24 protein-coding genes and 1 pseudogene are annotated in these 25,847 nt (G+C 70.4%); 15 read left to right on the top strand and 10 right to left on the bottom strand.

Going from position 1 to position 25,847, the window contains the following annotated elements; translation table 11 throughout:
- Positions 1-3: 3 nt before the first annotated feature.
- The 4 genes from UCD39_RS20435 to UCD39_RS20420 are packed head-to-tail and all read right to left on the bottom strand — an operon-like array spanning position 4 to position 2,063.
- The gene (locus tag UCD39_RS20435) at positions 4-312 is read right to left on the bottom strand and encodes an HPr family phosphocarrier protein (protein WP_442943706.1); all 309 of its coding nucleotides are present in this window, start codon (positions 310-312) and stop codon (positions 4-6) included.
- Positions 309-710 carry a PTS sugar transporter subunit IIA gene (locus UCD39_RS20430; RefSeq protein ID WP_088872337.1) on the bottom strand — a complete coding sequence of 134 codons (402 nt, stop codon included), beginning with the start codon at positions 708-710 and terminating at the stop codon, positions 309-311. The genes UCD39_RS20435 and UCD39_RS20430 overlap by 4 nt, the downstream gene beginning before the upstream one ends.
- A complete protein-coding gene (gene rapZ / locus UCD39_RS20425) occupies positions 707-1,654 on the bottom strand; it encodes an RNase adapter RapZ (protein WP_330497634.1) in 948 nt (315 codons plus the stop codon). Before rapZ ends, UCD39_RS20430 begins: the two co-directional genes overlap by 4 nt.
- The gene (locus UCD39_RS20420; RefSeq protein WP_442943684.1) at positions 1,638-2,063 is read right to left on the bottom strand and encodes an HPr kinase/phosphorylase; all 426 of its coding nucleotides are present in this window, start codon (positions 2,061-2,063) and stop codon (positions 1,638-1,640) included. The genes rapZ and UCD39_RS20420 overlap by 17 nt, the downstream gene beginning before the upstream one ends.
- 551 nt (positions 2,064-2,614) lie before the next feature.
- On the opposite strand from UCD39_RS20420, the gene UCD39_RS20415 reads away from it, so the two are divergent.
- The 4 genes from UCD39_RS20415 (at position 2,615) to katG (ending at position 7,429) form a co-directional block, all read left to right on the top strand.
- Positions 2,615-3,721 carry a patatin-like phospholipase family protein gene (locus UCD39_RS20415; protein WP_330497632.1) on the top strand — a complete coding sequence of 369 codons (1,107 nt, stop codon included), beginning with the start codon at positions 2,615-2,617 and terminating at the stop codon, positions 3,719-3,721.
- A gap of 57 nt (positions 3,722-3,778) precedes the next feature.
- Positions 3,779-4,006 carry a hypothetical protein gene (locus UCD39_RS20410; RefSeq protein ID WP_330497631.1) on the top strand — a complete coding sequence of 76 codons (228 nt, stop codon included), beginning with the start codon at positions 3,779-3,781 and terminating at the stop codon, positions 4,004-4,006.
- A 76-nt stretch (positions 4,007-4,082) separates the two neighbouring features.
- Complete coding sequence (locus UCD39_RS20405) at positions 4,083-4,973, top strand: hydrogen peroxide-inducible genes activator (protein WP_330497630.1); 891 nt, start codon at positions 4,083-4,085, stop codon at positions 4,971-4,973.
- Positions 4,974-5,200: 227 nt separating this feature from the next.
- On the top strand, positions 5,201-7,429 hold the full coding sequence (gene katG / locus UCD39_RS20400) for a catalase/peroxidase HPI (RefSeq protein WP_330497629.1): 2,229 nt from the start codon (positions 5,201-5,203) through the stop codon (positions 7,427-7,429).
- Positions 7,430-7,561: 132 nt separating this feature from the next.
- Here katG and UCD39_RS20395 read toward each other — a convergent pair.
- From UCD39_RS20395 to UCD39_RS20375, 5 genes and pseudogenes are all read right to left on the bottom strand, one after another.
- Positions 7,562-8,205, bottom strand: a pseudogene (locus UCD39_RS20395) (phosphoribosylanthranilate isomerase).
- A gap of 70 nt (positions 8,206-8,275) precedes the next feature.
- Complete coding sequence (gene pyrF / locus UCD39_RS20390) at positions 8,276-8,995, bottom strand: orotidine-5'-phosphate decarboxylase (RefSeq protein ID WP_330497628.1); 720 nt, start codon at positions 8,993-8,995, stop codon at positions 8,276-8,278.
- 103 nt (positions 8,996-9,098) lie between these two features.
- Positions 9,099-9,665 carry an RNA 2',3'-cyclic phosphodiesterase gene (gene thpR / locus UCD39_RS20385; protein ID WP_330497627.1) on the bottom strand — a complete coding sequence of 189 codons (567 nt, stop codon included), beginning with the start codon at positions 9,663-9,665 and terminating at the stop codon, positions 9,099-9,101.
- A gap of 27 nt (positions 9,666-9,692) precedes the next feature.
- Positions 9,693-10,730: an aldo/keto reductase gene (locus UCD39_RS20380; RefSeq protein WP_330497626.1), complete on the bottom strand. Its 1,038-nt coding sequence runs from the start codon at positions 10,728-10,730 to the stop codon at positions 9,693-9,695.
- An 89-nt stretch (positions 10,731-10,819) separates the two neighbouring features.
- A complete protein-coding gene (locus UCD39_RS20375; protein WP_330497625.1) occupies positions 10,820-11,488 on the bottom strand; it encodes an arylesterase in 669 nt (222 codons plus the stop codon).
- Between the two features lie 79 nt (positions 11,489-11,567).
- Between UCD39_RS20375 and UCD39_RS20370 the strand changes: the two genes are divergently transcribed.
- From UCD39_RS20370 to UCD39_RS20350, 5 genes are all read left to right on the top strand, one after another.
- Complete coding sequence (locus tag UCD39_RS20370; RefSeq protein ID WP_330497624.1) at positions 11,568-12,278, top strand: ABC transporter ATP-binding protein; 711 nt, start codon at positions 11,568-11,570, stop codon at positions 12,276-12,278.
- A gap of 7 nt (positions 12,279-12,285) precedes the next feature.
- Positions 12,286-14,847, top strand: coding sequence for an ABC transporter permease (locus tag UCD39_RS20365; protein ID WP_330497623.1), 2,562 nt, complete (start codon positions 12,286-12,288; stop codon positions 14,845-14,847).
- Positions 14,848-14,997: 150 nt separating this feature from the next.
- Entirely contained in the window at positions 14,998-15,279 is a 282-nt protein-coding gene (locus UCD39_RS20360; protein WP_246130751.1) for a BrnA antitoxin family protein, read from the top strand.
- Positions 15,280-15,289: 10 nt separating this feature from the next.
- A complete protein-coding gene (locus UCD39_RS20355) occupies positions 15,290-15,577 on the top strand; it encodes a nucleotidyltransferase family protein (RefSeq protein ID WP_330497622.1) in 288 nt (95 codons plus the stop codon).
- A 2-nt stretch (positions 15,578-15,579) separates the two neighbouring features.
- The gene (locus UCD39_RS20350; protein WP_145735317.1) at positions 15,580-15,927 is read left to right on the top strand and encodes a HepT-like ribonuclease domain-containing protein; all 348 of its coding nucleotides are present in this window, start codon (positions 15,580-15,582) and stop codon (positions 15,925-15,927) included.
- A gap of 128 nt (positions 15,928-16,055) precedes the next feature.
- Here UCD39_RS20350 and UCD39_RS20345 read toward each other — a convergent pair whose 3' ends face one another.
- Positions 16,056-17,099 (bottom strand): NAD(P)/FAD-dependent oxidoreductase, encoded by a 1,044-nt coding sequence (locus UCD39_RS20345; protein ID WP_330497621.1) that lies wholly within the window; start codon positions 17,097-17,099, stop codon positions 16,056-16,058.
- Positions 17,100-17,355: 256 nt separating this feature from the next.
- On the opposite strand from UCD39_RS20345, the gene tsaE reads away from it, so the two are divergent.
- From tsaE to UCD39_RS20315, 6 genes are read left to right on the top strand one after another with little or no spacing between them, the layout of a single operon-like run.
- Positions 17,356-17,823 carry a tRNA (adenosine(37)-N6)-threonylcarbamoyltransferase complex ATPase subunit type 1 TsaE gene (gene tsaE / locus UCD39_RS20340; RefSeq protein WP_330497620.1) on the top strand — a complete coding sequence of 156 codons (468 nt, stop codon included), beginning with the start codon at positions 17,356-17,358 and terminating at the stop codon, positions 17,821-17,823.
- Positions 17,820-18,848 (top strand): aminoglycoside phosphotransferase family protein, encoded by a 1,029-nt coding sequence (locus tag UCD39_RS20335; RefSeq protein WP_330497619.1) that lies wholly within the window; start codon positions 17,820-17,822, stop codon positions 18,846-18,848. Before tsaE ends, UCD39_RS20335 begins: the two co-directional genes overlap by 4 nt.
- Positions 18,849-18,852: 4 nt before the next feature.
- Positions 18,853-19,644: a nucleotidyltransferase family protein gene (locus UCD39_RS20330; RefSeq protein ID WP_330497618.1), complete on the top strand. Its 792-nt coding sequence runs from the start codon at positions 18,853-18,855 to the stop codon at positions 19,642-19,644.
- Positions 19,645-19,677: 33 nt separating this feature from the next.
- On the top strand, positions 19,678-22,683 hold the full coding sequence (gene addB, locus UCD39_RS20325) for a double-strand break repair protein AddB (RefSeq protein WP_330497617.1): 3,006 nt from the start codon (positions 19,678-19,680) through the stop codon (positions 22,681-22,683).
- Positions 22,680-24,392: a UvrD-helicase domain-containing protein gene (locus tag UCD39_RS20320; protein WP_330497616.1), complete on the top strand. Its 1,713-nt coding sequence runs from the start codon at positions 22,680-22,682 to the stop codon at positions 24,390-24,392. Before addB ends, UCD39_RS20320 begins: the two co-directional genes overlap by 4 nt.
- On the top strand, positions 24,389-25,843 hold the full coding sequence (locus UCD39_RS20315; protein WP_330497615.1) for a 3'-5' exonuclease: 1,455 nt from the start codon (positions 24,389-24,391) through the stop codon (positions 25,841-25,843). The genes UCD39_RS20320 and UCD39_RS20315 overlap by 4 nt, the downstream gene beginning before the upstream one ends.
- Positions 25,844-25,847 lie beyond the last annotated feature (4 nt).

The raw sequence follows: 25,847 nt of genomic DNA, 5'->3' as shown, positions 1-25,847 counted from the left end.
CGGTCAGTCCTCATCGAACTTGCGGTCCACCAGGGCGACCAGGGCGTCCAGCGCCTGCTCCCCCTGCGGCCCGCGGGCCCGCAAGGTGATGGAGGTGCCGATGGCGGCCGCCAGCATCATCAGGCCCATGATGGACTGGCCGTTCACCTGGGTGTCGCCCCGCTCCACCTCCACCTCGGCGTCGAATTCCGCCGCCAGTTTCACGAACTTGGCCGCCGCGCGCGCGTGCAGGCCGCGCCGGTTCTGGATCAGCGCCGTGCGCGCCGGGCCGAAGTCGCCCGCGTTCCCATCCCCCCCCCGGTCATGGCTCAGTTGTCCGCCAGCAGGGAGGAGGCGACATTGATGTACTTGCGCCCCGCCTCGCGCGCGGCCTGGACCGCGCTTTCCAGCGACTCGGTCTTGCGCACCGAGGCCAGCTTGATCAGCAGCGGCAGGTTGACGCCGGCGATGACCTCGACCTTGGCGCGGTCCATGGTGCTGATGGCCAGGTTGGACGGCGTGCCACCGAACATGTCGGTCAGGACCACCACCCCGTCGCCGGTGTCGCATTCCGCGACCTTGGCCAGGATGTCTTCCCGCCGCTGTTCCATGTCATCTTCCGGCCCGATGCAGACCGCGCGCACTTGTGCCTGTTCCCCCACCACGTGCTGGAGGGCCAGTATGAACTCCTCGGCCAGGCGGCCGTGGGTCACGAGGACCATACCGATCATCGGGTCTCCCTATTGACGACATGCGCGGGCTCCGGGGACACGCCGGACCGGTCCAATTCCCGGTGGGCGACGCCCACCCGGGAGCCCTGGGTTTGCAACCATGCCGCCAGCCGGTTGGCGACAAAGACGGAGCGGTGGCGGCCCCCGGTGCACCCCACCGCGATGGTGAGGTAGCGCTTGCCCTCGCTCATGTAGCGCGGCAGCAGGGGGGCCAGCAAACGCGTGAGATTATCGAAGAAGGCGGGGAAATCCCCATCCTTTTCGATGAAGGCGCCCACGGGCGCGTCGTTGCCCGTCAAGGGCCGCAAATCGGGAACCCAATGGGGGTTGTCGAGGAAACGGACGTCGAACACCAGATCGGCCTCACGCGGGACGCCGTGGCGGAACGAGAAGCTGGTCACGAAGACATGCAGCGACGGCGCCGTGTCCAACCGGAAATGTCCGCCCAGCAAACGGCGGACATCGTGGATGGAAAGCTGGGTCGTGTCGACGACCACGTCGGCATTGTCACGCAAGGGCCACAGCAGGGTGCGTTCCCGCGCGATGCCGTCGGGCACGGGCCGGTCGGTGGCCAGCGGATGGGGGCGGCGGGTTTCGGTGTAGCGCCGTTGCAGCGCCTCGTCCGACGCCTCCATGAACAACAGGCTGACGGCCCGCCCGGTGGCGCGGCGCAGCCGATCCAGTTCCCCCAGCACCGCGTCGGCGGAAAAATCGCGGGTGCGGCTGTCGATGCCGATGGCCAGCGGCCGGTCGCTGGCCTGTTCCACCAGATGGGTCAGCAGCGACAGGCGCAAATTGTCCACCGCCTCATACCCCAGATCCTCCAGCGCCTTCAGCGCCGTGGACAGGCCGGCGCCCGACTGGCCGGTGATGACGACCACCGGCGGCGCGGCCGGGGGCGGGGCCAGAGGCTGAGATTGGGGGCTATCAGCGGGCCCGGTCATGCCGCCACCTCATCGAACGCGGCGGGTACCGGGGGGCGCCCGATGTCAGCGCCCCCAGCGCCAGGCGCAGGGCGGCCGGGGCGGAGGCGGCGAAGGGCCACAGCGCCACGTGCGGCACCATCACACCGGCAAGCCGGTTAGCATCGGCGGTGGGCAGGCGCGGAACGGCGTCGCGCTCCACCAGGTCGACCACCAGGCGGATGACGGCCGACGGGGCGGTGGGGGCGGGCAGGATGCCCACGCCGCGCACCTCGATCAGCCCGGCCAGGCGCGCGGGCGCGATGGCGGTCACCAGGGTCTGCGTGGGGTCGGCGGTCAGGACCACCTGGTCGTCGGCCACCAGCAAGGCGCCCGCATCCACCAGGCGCAGGGCCAAATCGGACTTGCCCGACCCCGACGGTCCCCGCAAGAGGACGCCGGCACCGCCAACACTAACGCAAGTGGCATGGACGCGGATCATGGTCGAGGGAAGGTGCGACCGATGGCCCCCCCTGTCAATGGGGCCCCTGTCAAGGGCATGACGCCTATGCGCGGTCTCCCCGGACCCGCCTTCCCTGATCATCATCCCCCGCTTTCCGTTCCCAGGCCCCGCCAAAGCCCCGTTCGGCATCCCCCGATGCCAGAGAAGCCGGTTTTAGCAGATGCCCCGCCGGGGCGCAAAGCCGGGGCGCCCCTGCATTTGGCGGCGCATCATTCGCTGTAGGCATTTTGCCCTTGGGACATTTTACAACGACGCGCACGGGTCACCGCGATAGAGTGGCCGGGATCGGGGCGCCCATACGGGTCCGCGTCCAGCACGGATCGAAAAGCCGCCCTTGGCCGGGTGCCGGCGGGCCCCATATCGTTGTACGCTCCAGGGACGGACCGGGTAGAAGCGGCCCGTCCTGGATGGACCATCGTGCCTTCACGGCCGCCATTCGGTTGCGCCGCGTCATGGGTCAACAGACGACAGGTTTCCCGATGCCCGACAGCACGTCCCCCCAAAGCCAGGCGTCCCAAAGCCCGGTCTCAGCGCCCGCCCCTGCCGCCGGTCGTGCCAAGAAAAAGACCAGCCAGCCACGCAAGCGGGTGAACCTGGGCCTGCAGGGCGGCGGATCGCACGGCGCCTTCACCTGGGGCGTGCTGGACCGCCTGCTGGAGGATGGCCGGCTGGAGGTGGAGGCCATTTCCGGCACCAGCGCCGGCGCCATGAACGCGGTGGTCATGGCCGACGGCTACGGCAAGGATGGGCGCGACGGCGCCCGCCAGGCCCTGCGGACCTTCTGGACCAAGGTGGGCGAGGCGGGACGGACATCCCCCATCAAGCGCAGTTGGTTGTCCCGCCTGCGCGGCAGCTGGCGGGTGGATGACAGCCCGGGCTATGCCTGGATCAACATCATGAACATGCTGGTGTCGCCCTATCAGAGCAACCCGCTGGGCATCAACCCCTTGCGCGGCATCCTGAAGGACCTGGTGGATTTCGACCGGGTGCGCACCGGCTGCGGCATCGACCTGTACCTGTCCGCCACGAACGTGGAGACGGGCAAGGTGAAGATCTTCCGTAACCGCGACATCACCATCGATGCCGTCCTGGCCTCCGCCTGCCTGCCGCAAATGTTCCAGGCGGTGGAAATCGAGGGGGAGTTTTACTGGGACGGCGGCTTCATGGGCAATCCGTCGCTGTGGCCCATCGCCTATGAGAACGAAAGCCACGACATCATCGTCGTGCAGATCAACCCGCTGGTGCGCAAGGGCGTGCCCAAGACCCCGTTCGAGATCGCCGACCGGGTGAACGAGATCACCTTCAACGCCTCGCTGATGCGCGAGATGCGGTCCATCCGCTTCGTCGCGCGCATGATCGAATCCGGCGAGCTGACCTCCGACCAGTACAAGGCCCTGCGCATGCACGTCATCGAGAATGACGAGGCCCTGGCCGACATGCACGCGTCCAGCAAGCTGAACGCCGAGCCGGAGTTCCTGCAATACCTGTTCACCAAGGGGCGCGAGACGGCCGATTGCTGGCTGGCGGCGAATTTTGACAAGGTGGGTGTCGAGACCTCCATCGACATCGTGCATGACTATCTTTAGGCCAGCTGACGCCGAGGGCCCTTGGCCGCGGCACCCGCGCGGCTATATGATCGGCCCATGGTAGAGACCCGCCCCACCACCTCCCGCCTTGGCGGGATGATCCCCGACGGTTCGGACCGGCATTCCATCCTGGTGCCGCCGCCAGCGCCCACGCGCGCCGTGCAGAAGGCCAAGCCCGGCAACCGCTGGCCTTCCGCGCGGGAATTGGCCAGCCTGATGGTCAACGGCATTCTGACCCTGCCCGCGCGCTATCGCCGGGGCATGTTTCTGGACGTGCTGCTCTAATCTATAATTAGAATAATTCCAATCGACGGCGTTTAGGGCTAGGATGCGGCATCGCCATCCGACTGAACTGCCCCCAATGACCCTGCCCAGCCTCAAGCAACTCCGCTATCTGGTGCATCTCTATGAGCACCGGAACTTCAGCCGGGCGGCCGAGGCGTGCAACGTCACCCAGGCCGCGCTGTCCTCCAGCATCCAGGAACTGGAGTCCCTGTTGCGCCTGCACCTGGTGGAGCGGACACGGCGCATGGTGGCCTTCACCGCCATTGGCGAGCAGGTGGTGGAGAAGGCGCGGGAGCTGCTGCGCGCGGCGCAGGACCTGGGCAATATCGGCCAGGCCGCGGGACCGCTGACGGGGGTGCTGCGGCTGGGCATCATCCCCACCATCGGCCCCTATCTTCTGCCCCGCCTGCTGCCCGGGGTGGCGGACCGCTGTCCCCTGCTGGACCTGCATGTGCGGGAGGAATTCAGCGCCAGCCTGTGCACCGCGCTGGGGCGGGGCGACCTGGACTGCGCCATCCTGGCCCTGCCCTATCCCTGCGCGACCCTGGACTACGCGGCGCTGTTCGACGACCCGCTGGTGCTGGCCTTCCACCGGGAGGACCCGGTCGGCGCCCAAACGGCCCTGGCGGAGGAGGATTGGGTGGAGCGGCTGCTGCTGCTGCCGGACGGGCATTGCCTGCGCGACCACACCCTGTCGCTGTGCGGCCGGGCGGACCTGAACCGCCAGGCCATGTCCGCGTCGACGCTGCAGACCCTGGTGCATCTGGTGGACAACCGCCGGGGCGTCACCCTGCTGCCGGAGATGGCGGTGCGGGCCGGCATCCTGAACGGATTGCATGTCGCCACCCGGCCGCTGCCCGACCCGGAAGCCAAGCGCCACATCGTTCTGGCCTGGCGCGGCGGCGCCGCCATGGCCACCACCTACCAGCGTCTGGGCCAAGTCATCCAGGAACTGATGCAGCAATAAATCCGCCAAATGCCGCCATAAAAGTGCCGCAGACAAACTGATCAGCCAACACATATAATGTTGATAGTCGGCTTTCCCTGTCTTAAATTCGGGGAAAACATGAACAATTATTATTGTTATAGATTTTTCCTATGATGCTTATAGTTTTAATTAGTTTGTTTCGTGTTTTTCAGCATGATAGCTGCTGACGCATCCAAGTTGTGAATTTCCCTGGGAGGGAGACTTCGATGCACAAGCGCGCCCTATCTTTCATCATGCTGCTCTCAGCGACGATTTCGCCCCTGGCCGTGGCCAGCGCCGCCCGCGCCGAGGACAAGACGCAAGCGGAAAAGCCCATGTCCAACCAGGATTGGTGGCCCAACCGCCTGGACCTCAGCCCGCTGCGCCAGAATGAGGCGGCGTCCAACCCCTATGGCGAGAAGTTCGACTACGCCGCCGAATTCAAGACCCTGGACCTGCAGGCGGTGAAGAAGGACATCGACAAGGTCCTGACCACGCCCCAGGCTTGGTGGCCGGCGGACTATGGCAACTACGGCCCCTTCTTCATCCGCATGGCCTGGCACAGCGCCGGCACCTATCGCGTGGGCGACGGGCGCGGCGGCTCCGGCGGCGGGGAGCAGCGGTTCGAGCCGCTGAACAGCTGGCCGGACAACGTGAACCTGGACAAGGCCCGGCGCCTGCTGTGGCCCATCAAGCAGAAGTATGGCCGCAAGCTGTCCTGGGGCGACCTGATGGTGCTGGCCGGCAACGTCGCGCTGGAGAACATGGGCTTCAAGACCCTGGGCTTCGCCGGCGGCCGCGTCGATGAATGGGAACCCGACCTGGTGTTCTGGGGACCGGAGAAAAAGTGGCTGGACGACCAGCGCTTCGACGGCCAGCACCAGCTGAAGGGCCCCCTGGCCGCCACCCAGATGGGCCTGATCTACGTGAACCCGGAGGGGCCCAACGGCAACCCCGACCCCATCGCCGCCGCCAAGGACATCCGCCAAGCCTTTGGCCGCATGGCCATGGATGACGAGGAGACGGTGGCCCTGATCGCCGGCGGCCACACCTTCGGCAAGGCCCACGGCGCGCATGACGCCAAGTGCCTGGGCGGCGACCCCGCCAGTTCCGGCGTGGAGAAGCAGGGCCTGGGCTGGGAGAACAAGTGCGGCACCGGCAACGGCGCCGACACCGTCAGCAGCGGCTTGGAAGGCGCCTGGTCCGCCAACCCCATCGCCTTCACCACCCAGTACCTGGACAACCTGTTCGGCTTCGACTGGGTGCAGACCAAGAGCCCGGCGGGCGCCATCCAGTGGACGCCCAAGGACAAGAGCGCCAGCGAACTGGTGCCGGACGCGCACGACCCGAATAAGCGCCACCCGCCCATGATGTTCACGACCGACCTGTCGCTGAAGATGGACCCGGGCTTCCGCGCCATCGCCCTGCGCTTCCAGAAGAACCCGGACGAGTTCGCCGCCGCCTTCGCCCGCGCCTGGTTCAAGCTGACCCACCGCGACATGGGTCCGCGCGCCCGCTACCTGGGCAATGAGGTGCCGAAGGAAGTGTTCAGCTGGCAGGACCCCATCCCGGCCGCCGATTACGCCATGATCGACAACCAGGACGTGGCGCAGCTGAAGGGCAAGATCCAGGCGTCGGGCCTGACGGTGCCGGAACTGGTGCGCACCGCCTGGGCCTCGGCCTCCAGCTTCCGCGGCACCGACATGCGCGGCGGCGCCAACGGCGCCCGCATCCGCCTGGCCCCGGAAAAGGACTGGGCCGTCAACGACCCGGCGGAGCTGAAGAGGGTACTGGCCAAGCTGGAAGGCATCCAGGCCGACTTCAACCGCGCGGCGAAGGGCGGCAAGAAGGTGTCGCTGGCCGACCTGATCGTGCTGGGCGGCGGCGTGGGCATCGAGCAAGCGGCCAGCCGAGCGGGCTACACCGTCGAGGTGCCGTTCAAGCCCGGCCGCACCGACGCCACCCAGACGCAGACCGACGTCGCCTCCTTCGCCTACCTGGAACCGGCGGCCGACGGCTTCCGCAACTACTACGGCCCCCACAGCCGCCTGTCCCCGGCCGAGGCGCTGGTCGACAAGGCCAACACCCTGACCCTGACGGTGCCGGAGATGACCGTGCTGGTGGGCGGCCTGCGGGCGCTGAACGCCAATGAGGGGCAGTCGGCCACCGGTGTGCTGACCAGCCATCCAGGCACGCTGAACAACGAGTTCTTCGTGAACCTGCTGGACATGGGCACCAAGTGGACGCCGTCGCCCAAGACCCAGGGACTGTATGAGGGCCATGACCGGGCCAGCGGCGCCCTGAAGTGGACCGCCAGCCCCGTCGACCTGATCTTCGGCTCCAACTCCGAGCTGCGGGCGGTGGCGGAGGTCTACGCCAGCGACGACGCCAAGGAGAAGTTCGTGAAGGACTTCGTGGCGGCCTGGAGCAAGACCATGGAACTGGACCGGTTCTGAGTCTTTTTAGGTTCCCTCAGTCGCCGGGCGCCCGCGTCCGCGGGCTTGGCTGTCCTCGCTTTCCGGTCCGCGTCGCTCCCCGGAAAGCTCCGGCGGCCCCGGTCGGGGCCTACAGTGGCCTGAGGCTTTGCCTCAGGCCACTGCGCGTATCGCCTCCAGGAAGGCGCGGACCAGGGCCGGGTCCTTGTGGCCCGGCCTGTCCTCGACGCCGGACGACACGTCCACCGCGTCGGCCCCGCTGATGCGGATGGCCTCGGCCACCGTGTCGGGCGTCAGGCCGCCTGACAGCATCCAGGGCTTGGACCAGCGCCGGCCGGTCAGCAGGGTCCAGTCGAAGGCGACGCCGTTGCCGCCCGGCAGGATGGAGTCCTTCGGCGGCTTGGCGTCGAACAGCAGGATGTCGGCGACCGCCTGATAGGCCGAGGCCGCGTCCAGGTCGGCGGCCGTTTCCACCTTCAGCGCCTTCATGACGGGCAGGCGATGGGCGGCGCGGATGGCGGCCACCCGCTCCGGCGTCTCCCCCCGTGCAACTGGATCAGGTCCAGCGGCACCTGCGCCAGGGCCTGGTCCAGGAAGTCGTCGGTGGGGTCGACGAACAGGCCCACCGTGCGCACCCCCGTGGGCACCATGCGCGCCAGCTCCGCCGCCAGGGGCAGCGAGACGTTGCGCGGCGACTTGGCGAAGAACACCAACCCGATATAGCGGGCCCCGCCATCCGCCGCCGCCGTCAGGGCCTCGGGATGATTGATGCCGCAGATCTTGGCTTTGATGGGCATTTGCCTGCTCCTCAAGCGCCGGCGCGGCCATCCGCCGCTTGGCTCGATTTCCAGTCCGCTGCGCTGAAAATTACGCGGCCAACTCGGTGACGATGCGCTGCGCGGCCTCGACGGGGTCCACGGCATCGGTGATAGGGCGGCCGATGACCAGGTAGGTGGCGCCCGCCGTCACGGCGGCGGCCGGGGTCATGATGCGCTTCTGGTCGTTGGCCGAGGCCCAGACGGGCCGGATACCCGGCACCATCAAGGTGAAATCCGGCCCCAGGCGGCGGCGCAGCACGGCGCATTCGTTGGGGGAGCAGACGACGCCGTCCATGCCGGCGACATGGGCGAGGTCGGCCAGCAGGGCCACCTGGTCGGCCACCGGCCGGTCCACACCGACCGAGGCCAGGTCCAGCAGGCTCATGCTGGTCAGCACGGTGACGCCCAGCAGCTTGGGCCGGGGCACGCCCATCTGGGCCGCCGCCTCCGCCGCCGCGTCCGCCGCCGCCCGCATCATGGCCGCCCCGCCCAGAGTGTGCAGGGTGATGAAGGCCGGGGCCAGGGGCATGACCGACCGGATGGCGCCCGCCACCGTGTTGGGGATGTCGTGCAGCTTCAGGTCCAGGAACAGGGGCATGTCCAGCCCCTCCGTCACCGCGCGGATGCCCGCCGGCCCGGCGGCGCAGAAGAATTCCAGCCCCAGCTTGATGCCACCGACATGGCCGGCCAGCCGCTGGGCCAGGGAACGGGCCGCCTGCGGCTCGGGCGTATCCAGGGCGACGAAGGTGCGGCGGGCGGGCGGGATCATGGCGGGACGAGACTCCGGCAAATGGGCGAACGGGTGGACTTTCACCAGATACGGGATCCGTCCCCGCCGCGCATGCGCAATTATGCGCCGGGGGGCCTGCGCGTCACGGCGCCGCGTCCTCCGCCCGCCAGCCGCCCAGCGGATAGTCGCGCACGACATGATAGGTGCTGCCCTGCCGGCCCAGCACGCTTTCATAGAGGACGAAGCGGTCGACGGCGAACGGCCCCGCCTGGAACAGGCCATGCTCCTCCATCAGCCGGCCGACGCGGGCGGCCGAGGTTTCCCGGCCCAGTGTCGCCAAGGTCACATGGGGGCTGAACTTACGGGTTTCCGCCGGCAGGCCGGCGCGGACCACGGCGCTCTCCACCTTGGCCTGAAGGTGGTCCAGCGCCGGTTCCGGGCGCACCCCGGCCCACAGCACGCGGGATTTCTCCCCTTTGCCGAACTGGCCCAGCCCGTTCAGCGTCAGGGTGAAGGCGGGCGCCGCCACCAGGTCCAGCGCCTGGTCGATGTCCTGGGCCACGCCTTCGTCCACCTCACCGATGAAGCGCAGGGTCAGGTGATAATTCTCCGGCGGCGCCCAGCGGGCCCCTGGCAGGCCGCCCGACAGCCGGGACAGGGCGTCGCGCACCGTCTCCGGCATTTCCAGGCCCACGAACAGGCGGATCATGACGCTTCCCGCAGCTTCCGCCCCCGGTCAGGGACAGGGGGAGGGGTTGGACTTGTGCACGGCCTCGATCTCCGCGATCACCGCGTCGCTGAGGTGAAGGTCGGCGGCGGCGATGTTGCTTTCAAGGGTGGCCATGCTGGTGGCGCCGATGATGACGGAGGTCATGAACGGCTGGCGCAGGGCGAAGGCGATGGCCATCTGCGTCGGCTCTAGCCCATGGCGCCGGGCGATGTCGAGATAGCGCTGGACGATGGGGTCCACCCCGGCGGCGCCATAACGGGAGCCCCGGCTGTCGATGGAACGGCGGCTGCCGGCGGGCATGGCGCCGTTCAGGTATTTGCCGCTGAGCGTGCCACCGGCCAGGGGGGAGTAGCCCAGCAGCCCGACCTGTTCCCGCTGCGCCACCTCGGCCAGGTCGTCCTCGAACCGGCGGGACAGCAGGTTGTAGACGTTCTGGATGCTGGCGATGCGCGGCAGACCCTGCCGCTCCGCCGCCCGCAGATAGGCCATGACGCCCCAGGCGGTCTCATTCGACACGCCGACGTGCCGGACCTTGCCGGCCGTCACCAGCTCACCCAGGGCCGCCAGCGTTTCCTCGATCGGCACGCCACCGTCGCTGTATAACCCTTCCGGCGCGGGGCGGCCGAACAGGGCCAGGGGCCGCTGCGGCCAATGCACCTGGTACAGGTCGATGTAGTCCGTGCGCAGGCGGCGCAGGCTGGCATCCACCGCGGCGTGGATGTTGGCGCGGTCCAGCCGGTTCTGCCCGCCGCGCAGCCAGGGCGCCGGGCCCGGGCCGCTGACCTTGCTGGCCAGGAACACCTGGGCGCGGCGGCCGGTGGCCTGGAACCAGGTGCCGATGATCTCTTCGGTCTTGCCATAGGTGTCGGCGGTGGGCGGCACGGCATACATCTCCGCCGTGTCGAAGAAGGTGATGCCCCGGTCGAAGGCGTAGTCCATCTGCGCGTGGCCTTCGGCCTCGGTGTTCTGGCGGCCCCAGGTCATGGTGCCCAGGCAGAGGGCGCTGACGGTGACGTCGGTGCGGCCGAGACGGCGGTGTTCCATGGGGAGTTCCTTGAAAGGCGGGAAAAAGGTTAACGCCTGTCTACGCGAGGTCGGCTGCGAGGAATAGCCCTGGCGGCGCTGTGAAACCCCTATTTGCCCGCCGCCGCCGCCCCGGTTCCAGGCCCGCCGGCGTTCAGCGCCGTCAGCGCCTTGGCCACCAGCGGCTTTAGCCCCCGGACCATGATGGCCACGCCGTCGCCGTTGGGGTGCATGCGGTCAGCGATGGTCAGCTTCGGGTCCAGCGCCACGCCTTGCAGGATGAAGGGGTAGAGGGGCACGGCGTAGCGCTGGGCGAGGTCGGGGTACAGGCCATCGAAGGCCGCCACGTAGTCGGCGCCCAGGTTGGGTTGGGCCTTCATGCCGGCCAGGATCGCGGGGATGTGCCGGTCCTTCAGCGTCGACAGGATCTTATCCAGGTTGGCGCGGGTGGATTTGGGGTCGATGCCGCGCAGCATGTCGTTGGCGCCCAGTTCCACGATCACCAGATCCGGCTTGTCGCCCAGCATCCAGTCCAGCCCCGCCAGGCCGCCGGCCGAGGTCTGGCCCGAGACGGCGGTGTCGCCCACGGTGACGTCGAAGCCGTCCCGGCGCAACGCCGCCTCCAGTTGCCGGGTCAATCCCTGGCCCGGCGGCAGGTTGTACCCGGCGGACAGGCTGTCGCCCAACACCGCCACCTTCAGGGCGCGCGCCTGGGCGGCACCGCTGGCCAAGGCAACGCCCAGGGACACTAACGAAACGATGAGGCGGGAGAATCGCATGCGAGGATATCCCTGTTGAAATAAAACGGCTTCGGGCCATATCGGCTGAAGACCTTAAGCCCCGAAAGTGACGCGCCCCATGTCCCCTGTGCAGTCCGCCCTGGAATTGACCGGCCTGACCCTGACATTGGAAAGCGCCGCCGGGCGCGTCAACATCCTGAAGGGCATCGACCTTGCCATCCGGGCGGGGGAACGGATCAGCATCGTTGGACCCAGCGGGTCGGGCAAATCCTCGCTGATGATGGTCATCGGCGGGCTGGAACGGCCCACCGGCGGCACGGTCACGGTGGCGGGCCGGACGCTGAACACCCTGTCGGAGGATGACCTTGCCCGGTTCCGCCGGGATCATGTGGGGATCGTCTTCCAATCCTTCCACCTCATGGCGGCGATGACGGCGCTGGAAAACGTCGCCCTGCCGCTGGAGCTGGCGGGCGAGGCCGACGCCTTCGACCGCGCCCGCGACGGCCTGGCCGCCGTGGGCCTGTCCCACCGGCTGGACCATTATCCCGGCCAGCTGTCGGGCGGGGAGCAGCAGCGCGTGGCACTGGCCCGCGCCTTCGCCCCCCGGCCCCGCCTGATCCTGGCGGATGAGCCCACCGGCAACCTGGACCAGGAAACGGGGGAGCAGATCATCCGCCTGATGTTCGAGCAGGCGCGCCGCCATGGCACCACCCTGATCCTGGTGACCCACGATCCCGGCCTGGCCGCCCGCTGTGACCGCACCATCCGCCTGGCCGACGGCCGGGTGGTGGAGGATACCGCCGTGGCGCGCGCCGCTGTCGCGGACTGAGGCCGCCATGATCACCCTGACCGAACTCAAGCTGGCGGCCCGGCTGGCACGGCGCGAACTGCGCGGCGGCATCCGGGGATTCCGCATCTTCCTGTTGTGCCTGGCCCTGGGCGTGGGCGCCATCGCCGCCGTGCAGTCGGTGGCGGGCGGCATCCAGCGGTCCCTGACCCAGGACGGCCGCGCCATCCTGGGCGGCGACGCCTCCGTCCGCGTCCTCTACCGCGAGGCGACAGCGGAGCAGCGCCAGTGGCTGGAGGGCCAGGGCACCGTGGCGGTGACCGCCGACATGCGGGCCATGGCGCGCAAGGCCGCCGACCAGCCGGGCGCCGAAGCCGACCTGGGCGCCGCCGGCCTGGTGGAGCTGAAGGCGGTGGACGGCCGCTATCCCCTGTATGGCCGGCTGACCTTGACGGATGGCGGCAGCGACGTGCAGGCCCGCCTGGCGGCACGCGATGGCGTGTTCGGCGCCCTGATCGACGACACGCTGGCCACCCGGCTGGCGCTGAAGCCCGGCGATAGGCTGACGGTGGGCGACACCACATTGGAGGTGCGCGGCATCATCGACCATGAGCCGGACAAGGCCGGGTCGGGCAGCATCGCGCTGGGCCCGCGCCTGATGATATCCGCGGACGCCCTGCCCGCCACCGGCCTGGTGCGGCCGGGCAGCCTGGTCAACTGGTCCTATCAGTTGCGCCTGCCGGAGGGGACGGACGCCGCCGCCTGGGCCAAGGGCGTGGACAAGACCTTCCCCGACGCCGGCTGGCGCGTGCGCGACTTCCAGAACGCCGCCCCGCAGCTGACCCGGTTCATCGACCGGCTGGCCCAGTTCCTGACCCTGGTGGGGCTGACCGCCCTGCTGGTGGGCGGCGTGGGCGTGGGCAACGCCGTGCGCAGCCACATGGACGCCAGCGTCCATTCCATCGCCACGCTGAAATGCCTGGGCGCGCCGGCGCGCCTGATCTTTCAGGTCTATCTGATGCAGATCCTGGCGTTGGCCGGGCTGGGCATCGCCGGCGGGCTGATGCTGGGCGCCGTGCTGCCCCTGGCGGCGGGCCGGGCGCTGGCGGGCCTGCTGCCCATCACGGCGGAGATCGGCGTCTATCCCGGGCGCCTGGCGCTGGCCGCCCTGTTCGGCCTGACCACGGCGCTGGTCTTTTCCCTCTGGCCCTTGGGCCAGGCGCAGGGCGTGCCGGCGGCGCGGCTGTTCCGGGAGGGTTCGGCCGGGCGGCGGGGTCGGCCGCCGGCCCTGGTGCTGACGGCCCTGGCCTGGCTGGCGGCGTCCTTGGGATCGCTGGCCGTGCTGACCTCCGTCGACCAGAAGCTGGCGGCGTTCTTCGTCGTCGGCGCCGGTGCCACCCTGCTGCTGTTCCTGGGTGCGGGCACCGGCATCACCCGCCTGGCCCGCCTGCTGCCGCGCCCGCGCCAGCCGGCCCTGCGCCTGGCCCTGAGCAACCTGCATCGCCCCGGCAACCTGTCGGGCATGGTGGTGCTGTCGCTGGGCTTGGGGTTGACCGTGCTGGTGGCCGTGGCCCTGATCGAGGGCAATTTCCGCCGCGAGGTGGGGGAGAGCCTGCCGGCCAACGCCCCCAGCTTCTTCTTCGTCGACATCCAGCCGGACCAGCTGGACCAGTTCCGCCAGACGGTGCTGGCCGTGCCCGGCGCGCATGACCTGGAAACGACGCCCAGCCTGCGCGGCACCATCGTGCGGGTGGAGGGCAAGCCGGCGCAGGAGCAGGTGCACGACCCCGACAAGAAGTGGGTGGTGAACGGCGACCGGGGCGTGACCTACCAGGCAAGCGCGCCGGCGGGCGACAAGGTCATCGCCGGCGCCTGGTGGCCCGCCGACTACAGCGGGCCGCCCAAGCTGGCCATCTCCAAGGACATCGCCCAGGCCTTCGGCATCGGCCCCGGCGCGCACATGACCCTGTCCGTCCTGGGCCGCGAGATCGAGGCGGAGGTGGCGGTGGTGCGCGACCTGGACTTCACCACCCTGGGCATCAACTTCACCCTGGTGATGAGCCCCGGTGTGCTGGAACACGCGCCCCAGACCCATCTGGCCACCGTGCGCGCCCCGGCGGAGGCGGAAGCCGCCCTGCAGCGCGCCGTCATCCAGGCCTTCCCCAACATCACCGCCATCCGGGTGAAGGAGGCGCTGGCCACCGTGTCCACCATCATCGTCAACATCGGCATGGCGGTGCGCGTGGTGGCGGCCGTGACCCTGGTGGCCGGCACCCTGGTCCTGGCCGGCGCCATCGCCGCCGGCCACCGCCGCCGCGTCTATGACGCCGTGGTGCTGAAGGTGCTGGGCGCCGTGCGCGCCACCGTCCTGCGCACCTTCCTTATCGAGTACGGCGCCCTGGGCCTGATCACCGCCGTCATCTCCGGCGCGCTGGGCACGCTGACGGCCTGGGCGGTGCTGACCAAGGTCATGAACATGAAATGGGTGTTCCTGCCCCAGACCCTGGTGCTGACCGCCCTGATCAGCACCGCCATCACCCTGGCCCTGGGCCTGGCCGCCACCTGGCGGGCACTGAGCCAGCCGGCGGCGCCGTTGTTGCGGGAGGAGTGAGGGCGCCTTTCCGTACCTACGGAATTGTAGTAACATATTCGTATGGACAGGCTCTTCGAATGGGATGAGATGAAGGCGGTAAGCAATTACCGCAAGCAGCAACGCGGATGGAAAGACGTCAATATGAGAACGAAGATCGTTAGGAAGCGGTTGGCCGATCTTCCCCCGTTGACGGAGGAGCAAAAGGCCGAGTTGCAGGCCCTGGCCGAGCGGCCGGACAGCGAGATCGACACCAGCGACATCCCCGAATTGACCGAGGAGTTCTGGAAGAACGCCGTGCGTGGCCGCTTCTACAAGCCGACCAAGACATCCACCACGGTTCGAATCGATTCCGACGTGCTGGCCTGGCTGCGGTCCCAGGGCAAGGGCTACCAATCCCGTATCAATGCCATCCTGCGGCGGGAGATGTTAGCCTCGCTCAAGAACGGCTGAGGGGACGGTCATGAACCAGGAACAGGCGGTCAGCAAACTGCGGGCGCATGAGGCCGAATTGCACCGGGCCGGCGTGGCGCACCTGTTCGTGGTGGGCGGGCCGGCGGCACGGGAGCGCGAGGGCGGCATCGACCTGTTCCTGGACACCCACGACCCGCGCTTCAGCCTGATCGAACTGGCCGACATCCAGGACAAGGTGCGCGCCATCCTGGGCCGGCCGTCGGCGGTGACCACCCGCGACGGCCTGCATCCCCGGCTGCGCCCCGTGATCGAGGCCGACGCCGTGCGCGTGTTCTGACCATGGCCCGCAGCACCATCCTGCGCCTGGGCGACCTGCGTGAAACCCTGGACGGCATCAGCGGCATGACCGCCGGCGTCGCCTATTCGGAGTTCGCGGCCAGTTGGAGCCTGCAGCGGGCGGTGGAGCGGTCGTTGGAAATGGTGTCCGCCGCCGTCCGTCAGTTGCCAGCCGACCTGACGGCGGCCGAACCGGGCATCCCCTGGCGCCAGATCGCGGCGATGGGCCAGTTGCTGCAACCGCCCGACCGCCGCGTGGCCACGCGGGTGCTGTGGAACAGCGTGCTGGAGCACCTGCCGCCGCTGTCGGACGCCATCGACCGTCTGATCGTCCTGGTGGAAAACCGATAGGCCTAGGCGCCCAGGGCCCTGGGACGCCTTGCGGCACGAGATTGTGGCTCGTGCCGCTGTAGCCCGCGACCGCGGGCGCCCGGCGTTTGAGGGGGCATTTGATCGGTCACGATCAAATGCCGCGCGTATCAAGCCCCCGGCACGCCCCGGCTGGTGGAGTATTCGAAGTGCAGCGCCTCGCCCGGGTGGACCAGGGGGTGGATGGCGTGCACGGCCATGGCGGCCTCGGCGAAGCCACACAGGATCAGCTTCACCTTGCCGGGGTAGGTGGCGATGTCGCCGATGGCGAAGACGCCCGGCACGTTGGTGGCCATGGTGGCCGGGTTCACCGCCACATGGTGGTGTTCCACGTTCAGGCCCCAGCTGGCGATGGGGCCCAGGTCCATGGCCAGGCCGAAGAAGGCCAGCAGGGCGTCGGCGGCCAAGGTCTTCTCCTGCCCGTCCAGCGTGGCGACCGTCACGCCGGTGAGCTGGCCGTCCGCCCCTTCCAGGCCGGCCAGCTGGTAGGGCACCACCATGTCGATGACGCCGTCCTTGGCCAGCTGGTCCAGCCGGGCGGCACTTTCGGGCGCGGCGCGGAACTTGGGCCGGCGGTGGACCACCATCACCCGCTCCGCCACCTCGGACAGGGAAATGGCCCAGTCGACGGCGCTGTCGCCACCGCCGGCGATGACCACGCGCTTGCCCGCGAAATCCTGGCGGCGGCGCACCAGGTAGTGCACCGACTTGCCCTCATAGGCGTCCAGGCCGTCCAGCGGCGGCTTGTTGGGGCCGAAGGCGCCGCAGCCGGCGGCGACCAGCACGGCGCGGCAGTCGATGGTGGTGCCCTTGTCCGTGCCCACCAGCCAGCGGCCATCCGCGCCGGGGGTCAGGGTGGTGACCTGTTGGCCCAGGTGATAGTTGGGGTTGAAGGGGGCGGCCTGTTCGGCCAGCCGGTCGATCAGGGTCGCGGCTTCCACCTGCGGATAGCCGGGAATGTCGTAGATGGGCTTTTCCGGGTACAGCGCGGTGCACTGGCCGCCCACCATGTCCAGGGCATCGACCACGTGGCAGTCCAGCTTCAGCATGCCGCATTCGAAGATGGCGAACAGGCCGACGGGGCCCGCGCCGATGATGCAGACATCGGTGCGATGGACGCCGCCGGGGGCGATGGTCGGAAGCTGGCTGGACATGGGTCTGGTGTACTCCTGGCACGGCACGCGGGGACCGGCGCATGGGGTGGCGCCTGAAGGGGCCGCGCCCAAAGGCGGGCCGCACGGCCGGTCAACGGTTCGGGTTGCTTTCATCACGCGAATTGATGCGCTAATCAACTGCCCAGTTCGCGGGGCTTATTCGCGGGATGCACCCACGCGCGCTTGCCTCGGTAACCTGGGGCACCGCAAAATCCGCTCGCGCATCGCCGTCGCCCAGCCACCACTTAGGAAAGCCATGCCCCAAGCGTTGACCCTGGACCTGCCCGACGAGGCGGCGACGGCCGAGCTGGCGGCGCGGGTGGGCCGCCTGCTGCGCCCCGGTGACGTGGTGGCCCTGTCGGGTGATTTGGGGGCGGGCAAGTCCGCCTTCGCCCGCCACCTGATCCGCAGCCTGGGTGATGCGGAGGAGGAGGTGCCCAGCCCCACCTTCACCCTGGTGCAGACCTATGACCTGCCGGGCTTCACCCTGTGGCATTTCGACCTCTACCGCCTGACGGAACCGGATGAGGTCTTGGAACTGGGGTGGGAGGAGGTCATCCATGACGGGGTGGCCCTGGTGGAATGGCCCGCGCGGCTGGGCCCGCTGCTGCCCGCCGACCGGCTGGAGCTGGACCTGGCCATCACCGGGCCCGACAGCCGGTGCGCCACCCTGACAGGCCATGGCGCCTGGGCTTCCCGACTTGGGAGAGGTTTTGAGCCATGAGACGCGATACCCCGCCCCGCGAGACCGTCATCCGCCGCTTCCTGGAGCAGGCCGGTTGGGGTGCGGCCCGGCGCCAGCCCATGGGCGCCGATTGGTCGGCCCGCCGGTATGAGCGCCTGACGCTGAACCAGGGCACCGCCATCCTGATGGACTGCCGCGACGAGGTGGCCGCCAGCCAGGTGCCGCCCTTCGTCCAGATCGCCGGGCTGCTACGGGACTGCGCCCTGTCGGCCCCGCTGATCCTGGCGGGGGACGAGCCGCAGGGCCTGCTGCTGATCGAGGATTTCGGCAGCGATGACTACGCCCGCCTGCTGGATGGCGGGGAGGAGCCGTGGCAGCCGCTATACGAGGTGGCGACCGATGTGCTGATCGCCCTGCACCAGCGCTTCGTGCCCGCGGCCGCCCCGGATCTGTCGCGCTATGACGTGGGCCTGTTCCGCGACCAGGTCATGCTGTTCGCCGACGCCTTCGCCCCCGCCGTGCGCGGGCAGGCCCTGCCGGCGGGGGCGTGGGATGAGCTGGCGCAAGCGTGGGAGGCGGTGCTGCCCGCCGCCCTGGCCCTGGCCCCCACCCTGCTGCTGCGCGACTATCACCCCGGCAACCTGATGCGCCTGACGGGCCGCTCCGGCGTGGCGGCCTGCGGCCTGCTGGATTTCCAGGATGGCGGCATCGGGCCGCGCGCCTATGACCTGGTGTCGCTGCTGGAGGATGCGCGGCGCGACGTGCCGGAAGACTTGCGCCAAGCCATGATCCGGCGTTACGTGGCGGCCTTTCCCGGCATGGACCGGGGCGCCTTCGCCGCCTCATGCGCCATCTTGGCCGCCGTGCGCCACGCGCGCATCCTGGGCCGCGTGGCGCAGCTGATCCAGGCGACCACCGGCGCGCCGCAATTGTCCTTCCTGCCCCGGGTCTGGGGCCAGTTCACGGGCGCCATCCGGCACCCGGCCGTGTCCCCCGTCGCCCGCTGGGTGGAACGCCACCTGCCCGCCAACCTTGACGCCGATGCCATCGTCCGGAGTTTTTGACGCGATGTCCGCCTCTGCCGCCGTAACCGTTGCCTCCGTTCATCCCGTTCCGCACACGGCCATGGTCCTGGCCGCCGGCCTGGGCCTGCGCATGCGCCCGCTGACCCTGACGCGGCCCAAGCCGCTGGTGGAGGTGGGCGGCGCCACCCTGCTGGACCATGCCCTGGACCGGCTGGCGGAGAGCGGCGTGGAGCGCGCGGTGGTCAACACCCACCATCTGGGCGCCATGATCGAAAGCCACCTGGCCGGCCGGTCCAGCCCCGCCATCACCCTGTCGCCCGAGGCGGATCTGCTGGAGACCGGCGGCGGCGTGCGCCATGCCCTGCCCCACCTGGGCACCGATCCGATCTATGTCGTCAACGCCGACATCCTGTGGCTGGACGGGCCCATCCCGGCGCTGAAGCGGCTGGCCGCCACCTGGGACCCGGCGGTCATGGATGTGCTGTTGCTGCTGATGCCCACCGTGGCCGCCGTGGGCTATGACGGGCCCGGCGACTATCACATGGAACCGGACGGCCGCCTGCACTACCGCGCCGAGGGCGAGCTGGCGCCCTTCGTCTTCGCCGGCGTGCACATCGTGAAGCCGGAATTGTACAGGGCCATCACCGAGGACCGCTTTTCCAACCTCACGCTGTGGCACCAGGCGGAAGCGGCGGGGCGCCTGTACGGCATGCGCCATGACGGCGTCTGGTTCCATGTCGGCACGCCCGGGGCGGTGGAGGAGGTCAACACCCTGTTGGGCCACCCCATCCTGCACGACGCCAAGCTGAGCCAGCCGCGCAAGGCCGAGCCCTGACGCCATGAGCTGGGGGGACGCCAGCGGCGCGGATTGGGGGGGCGCCTGTTCACCATCGCGCCGGGACTGCCGTTCGTGGACGCGCTGGCGGCCGGCATCCTGGCGCGCGTGGGCGATGATCCGCTGGCCCTGTCGCGCCTGACGGTCCTGCTGCCCACGGTCCGCGCCGTCCGCGCCCTGCGCGAGGCGTTCCTGCGCCTGTCGGACGGCACGCCCATCCTGCTGCCCCGCCTGTCGCCCCTGGGCGATGTGGACACGGACGAGGTGGTGTTCACCCAGGGCGGTACCGACCTGCCGCAGGCCGTGCCGGCCCTGCGCCGCCAGTTGCTGCTGGCCCGCCTGGTGATGCGCGCGCCCGACCTGGCCGCCACCCCGGCCCAGGCCGTGAGCCTGGCCGGCGAATTGGCCCGCCTGCTGGACGAGGTGCAGACCGAGGGCTGCCGGTTCGAGGACCTGGCCCGCCTGGTGCCCGACGACTACGCCCAGCACTGGCAGGTGACCCTGCGCTTCCTGGAGATCATCACCCAGCATTGGCCCGCCCTGCTGGCGGATGAAGGCGGCGTGGACCCGGCCCGGGAGCGGGAGCTGCGATTGAAGGCCCTGGCCGACACCTGGCGGACGAAACCGCCGCCCGGCCCGGTCATCGCCGCCGGCTCCACCGGCAGCATCCCGGCCACCGCCGACCTGCTGGCCGTGGTGGCGGCGTTGCCCCAGGGCGCCGTCGTGTTGCCCGGCCTGGACCTCGGCTGTGACGAGGCCACCTGGCAGGATCTGGACGAGGCCCACCCACAATACGGCCTGAAGCGCCTGCTGCATCGCCTGGACATCCCCCGGGCCGAGGTGCGCCCCTGGCCCCTGCCCGACCCGCTGCCGGAGCCCCTGGCCGCGCGCCGCCGCAGCCATCCCGCCCGCGCCCGCCTGATCGCGGAGGCGCTGCGCCCCGCCGGCACGACGGAGGCGTGGCAGGACCTGTCGGCCAGCCCCCTGGCGGCGGAAGCGGACGCGGCCCTGGCCGGCCTGTCCCGCCTGGACGCCGCCACCCCGCAGGAGGAGGCGGGGGCCATCGCCCTGATGATGCGCGAGGTGCTGGAGACGCCGGGCCGCACCGCGGCGCTGGTGACCGCCGACCGCGATCTGGCGCGGCGCGTGGCCCTGGCGCTGAAGCGCTGGGACATCGCCGTCAACGACAGCGCCGGCCTGCCCCTGACCCAGAGCGCCGTGGGCAGCTATCTGCGCCTGCTGGCCGACTGGGCGGCCGAGCCGTCGCCCCTGGCGCTGCTGTCCCTGCTGAAGCATCCGCTGGCGGCGGGCGGGCACAACCCATCCTTCTTCCGCGCCCAGGTGCGCGACCTGGAACGCGCCGTGCTGCGCGGCCCCCGGCCGGCCGATGGTTTCGACGGCCTGCGCCTGGCGCTGACCCAGGCGGATACCCGCCGCTTCGACGCCCATGACGATGTGGACGCCCACCGCGCTCGCCTGGGCGCCTTCATCGACGGGCTGGAAAATATCCTGCGGCCGCTGTTGGCGGCCATGAACGGCACCGGCCGGACCCTGGCCGACTGGCTGGACCTGCACGCCCGCACGGCGGAGGCCCTGGCCGCCAGTGACGAGCAATCCGGCGCCGACCGCCTGTGGCGCCTGGACGATGGCGAGGCGGCGGCGACCTTCGTGGATGAGGTGCAGGACGCCGGCCACGACTTCCCCGAACTGGGCGGGCCGGACTACGCCGCCGTCGTCAGCGCCCTGATGGTGGGCCGGGCGGTGCGCCCCCGCTACGGCCTGCATCCGCGCCTGTACATCCTGGGCCTGCTGGAAGCGCGGCTGCAGCAATTCGACGTGATGATCCTGGGCGGCCTGAACGAGGGCACCTGGCCGCCGCAGCCCAAGGCCGACCCCTGGCTGTCGCGCCCCATGCGCCAGCGCTTCGGCTTGCCCACGCCGGAACAACACCTGGGCCAGACGGCGCACGACTTCGCCCAGGCCTGCGGCGCGCCCGTGGTGGTGCTGACCCGGTCGGAACGGGTGGAGGGCACGCCCACCGTGCCCTCACGCTGGCTACTGCGGCTGGACACGGTGCTGAAGGCCCTGGGCCGCGCCCGCAGCCTGACCGGCGGCATGGCCCGTTGGACCGCCTGGGCGGAGGCGATGGACACGCCCGCCGCCGTGCGTCCCTGCCCCCCGCCGGAGCCGCGCCCGCCGGTGGCCGCCCGGCCCCGCCGCCTGTCCGTCACCCAGGTGGAAACCTGGATGCGCGACCCCTATGCCCTGTACGCCCGCCACGTCCTGCGGTTGGAGGCGCTGGACCCGCTGGACGCGGACCCCGGCGCCGCCGACCGGGGCACCATGATCCACAAGGCGTTGGACGATTTCATCAAGGCCAACCCGGGCACCCTGCTGCCCGAGGACGCGCGCGACCAGCTGCTGCGCTTCGGCCGCCTGGCCTTCGCCCCCTACAGCGGCCTGCCCAGCCTGGAAACCTTCTGGTGGCCGCGGTTCGAGCGCATCGCCGACTGGTTCCTGGCGTTGGAGCGCGACCGCCGGGCGGGCGGGGTGCAGCCCCTGGCGACCGAGGCCAAGGGCATCCTGACCGTGGAGACGGCGTACAAGCCGTTCGAGATCATCGCCAAGGCCGACCGTATCGACCGCCACCCGGACGGGTCCGTCGCCATCATCGACTATAAGACCGGCACCCCGCCGCGCGCGCGCGACGTGGAGCTGGGCTTCGCCCCGCAATTGCCGCTGGAGGCCGCCATCGCCCTGGCCGGCGGGTTCGGCCTGCGCGTGCCGGTGGTGGAGCAGCTGTCCTTCTGGCGCCTGACCGGCGGTGAGCCCGCCGGCCAGGTGGTGGCGCTGAAGCTGGACCCCGCCCGCCTGGCGGCGGAGGCGGTGGGGGGCCTGCGCCAGTTGATCGACCTGTTCGACCAGGAGAGCACGCCCTATCGCTCGCAGCCCCGGCCGGGCATGGCGCCGCGCTATTCCGATTACCTGCACCTGGCGCGCGTGGCGGAATGGTCCGTGGGCGATGGGGGTGAGGCATGAGCGAGATCAGCCCGCCCCAGAGCCTGCCCCAGAGCCTGCCCCCGAGCCGGCCCATCGACCCCACGGTGAAGCAGCGCCAGGCGTCGGACCCCGAAACCTCCGTCTGGGTGGGGGCGTCGGCCGGCACGGGCAAGACCAAGGTGCTGACCGACCGGGTGGTGCGGCTGATGCTGGCCGGCACCGAGCCGGGCCGCATCCTGTGCCTGACCTTCACCAAGGCGGCGGCCGCCGAAATGGCGAATCGCATCGCGGAACGCCTCGCGGGATGGGCGGTGATGCCGGATGGCGACCTGACCCAGGCCCTGGCCGAGCTGAACGGCCGCCCGCCCACGCGGGATGAGGTGCTGACCGCCCGCCGCCTGTTCGCCCGCGTGCTGGACACCGCCGGCGGCATGAAGATCCAGACCATCCACGCCTTTTGCCAGTCGCTGCTGCGCCGCTTCCCGCTGGAAGCGCGGCTGCCGCCCAATTTCCAGGTCATGGACGACCGCACGGCGGCGGAGGCCCTGGCCGAGTCGCAGGCCCACATGCTGGCGTCGGCCCAGGACCGGCCCGACACCCCCCTGGGCCGCGCCCTGAAGCGTCTGGCCGGCGCCCTGAACGAGGAGAGCTTCGCCGAGCTGCTGGCCGACCTGGTGGCCCAGCGCGGCCGCATCCGCCGCATCCTCGAGGCCCATGCCAAGCCGGGCGGCGGCCCGGAGGCGGGCCTGGACGGCACAGTGGCCGCCCTGTTCCGCCATCTGGAGGTCGGTCCGGGCGAGACGGAGGGCGCGGTGCTGGCGGCCGGTTGCCGGGACGAGGCCCTGGACGTCACCGGCCTGCGCGCGGCCTGCGCCGCCCTGGCCGTGGGCACCAAGACGGATGTGGAGCGGGGGCTGGCCATACAGCTGTGGCTGGATCAGCCGGAACGCCGACTGGCCGACTTCGACACCTGGCGCCGCCAATTCCTGACGGCGGAAGGCACGGTGCGCGCCAAGCTGGCGGGCAAGGACGCCACCGCCGCCAACCCCCGCACGCCCGACATCCTGGCCCAGGAAGGCGCGCGGCTGGTCGCGTTGCAGGAGCGCCTGCGCGCCGTCACCGTGGCCCATTCCACCGCCAGCCTGCTGACCCTGGCCGGCAGCATGCTGGAAGGCTATCAGCGCTGGAAGGACAGCCGGGCGCAGCTGGACTTCGACGATCTGATCCTGGCGGCCAGCGCCCTGCTGACGGGGGAGGCCCAGGCCTGCGCCTGGGTGCTGTACAAGCTGGACGGCGGCCTGGACCATATCCTGATCGACGAGGCGCAGGACACCAACCCGGAGCAATGGCGGGTGGTGAGCGCCCTTGCGGAGGAGTTCTTCGCCGGCGAGGGCCAGTCAAACGTGCGCCGCACCCTGTTCGTCGTGGGTGACGAGAAGCAGTCCATCTTCAGCTTCCAGGGCGCCGACCCGGCGGAGTTCGCCCGCATGCGCCGCACCTTCCAGGCGCGGGTGCAGGCGGCGGAGCGGCCCTGGGCCATCGTGGATCTGGAAACGTCCTTCCGTTCCGTCGGCGCGGTGCTGCAGGCGGTGGACACGGTGTTCGCCCAGCCGGAGGCGCGGGACGGCGTGTCGGCCCAGGCCATCCGCCACCGTCCCTTCCGCCAAGGCATGGCGGGCAAGGTCGAGCTGTGGCCCCTGGTGCGGCCGGGCGACGGGGTGGAGACGCCGGCCTGGTCCCCCCCTTGAACCATGAGCCGGAGGACAGGCCCCAGGCGCGCCTGGCCACCGTCATCGCCGACCAGATCGCCCATTGGTTCGCCCAGGGGGAGGTGCTGGAGGCGCGGGGCCGGCCCCTGACCGCCGGCGACATCCTGGTGCTGGTCCGCCGCCGCAACGCCTTCGTCCAGCAGTTGGTGCGGGCGTTGAAGGAGCGGCGCGTGCCGGTGGCGGGCGTGGACCGCATGGTGCTGACGGAACAGCTGGCCGTCATGGATTTGATGGCGGTGGGCCAGTTCCTGCTGATGCCCGAGGACGACCTGACCCTGGCCACGGTGCTGAAAAGCCCCTTCGTCGGCCTGGATGAGGAGGCGCTGTTCGCCCTGGCGCATGGGCGCGGGGGGCATCTGTGGCCGGCCCTGGTGAAGCGGGCGGAGACGGACGCGCGCTTCCGCCCCGCCTATGGCTGGCTGCGCCGCCTGCTGGGCGAGGTGGACTACACCGCGCCCTATGAGCTGTTCGCCGGATTGCTGACCCGCCCCTGCCCGGCCGACGCCGTCAGCGGGCGGCGCGCCCTACTGGGCCGCCTGGGGGCCGAGGCCATCGACCCGGTGGATGAGTTCCTGACCCTGTGCCTGGGCTTCGACCGCGCGCATCCGCCGTCGCTGCAAAGTTTCCTGCATTGGCTGGCCGCCGGCCAGACCGAGGTGAAGCGCGAGCTGGACACCGGCGCCAAGGACCGCGGGCCGGAGGGTGGCCAGGTGCGCATCATGACCGTCCACGGCTCGAAAGGCTTGCAGGCGCCGGTGGTCATCCTGCCCGACACCACGCGCAAGCCGGTGACCAGCCCCCGCATCCTGTGGCCCCAGGCCACCGACGAGGACGACGGCGACAGCGCGGACCAGGGGCCCGGCGTGCCCCTCTACGCCCCCCGGCGGGAGCAGGAGGACGCCAAGACCCGGGCCGCCCGCGCCGCCGCCGACCGTCGCCGCGACCAGGAATACCGCCGCCTGCTGTATGTCGCCCTGACCCGGGCGGAAGACCGGCTGCATGTCTGCGGTTACGAGGGCAAGACGGCCACCAGCGACGACACCTGGTTCCGGCTGACGGAACGGGCGCTGTCCACCATCGCCACCCACCACCCCTTCGACCTGACCGCCGTGTCGCGCCAGGGATGGACGGGGGACGGGCGCGTGCTGGCCGAGCCGCAGACGCGGCCCCCACCGGCCCAGCGCGCCGCGCGCCAGGATCGGGAAGCCATCCCGCCCGCCCCCGCCTGGGTGCTGGCCCCGCCGGCAGCCGAACCCGCCCCGTCCCGCCCCCTGGCGCCGTCCCGCCCGGATGGGGAGGAGCCGGCGGTGCGTTCCCCCTGGCCGCCCTTTCCGGAGAGCCTGGCCCCCTGGGTGATGGCCCCCTGGGTGATGGCCCCCTGGGTGATGGCAAGGCGCGGGAGGCGCGGCGCTTCAAGCGTGGCACCCTGATCCA

This window comes from Nitrospirillum karajorum, assembly GCF_036348415.1.
In the GTDB taxonomy this organism is placed as follows: domain Bacteria; phylum Pseudomonadota; class Alphaproteobacteria; order Azospirillales; family Azospirillaceae; genus Nitrospirillum; species Nitrospirillum amazonense_B.
This window is presented reverse-complemented; position numbering and strand designations above follow the sequence as displayed.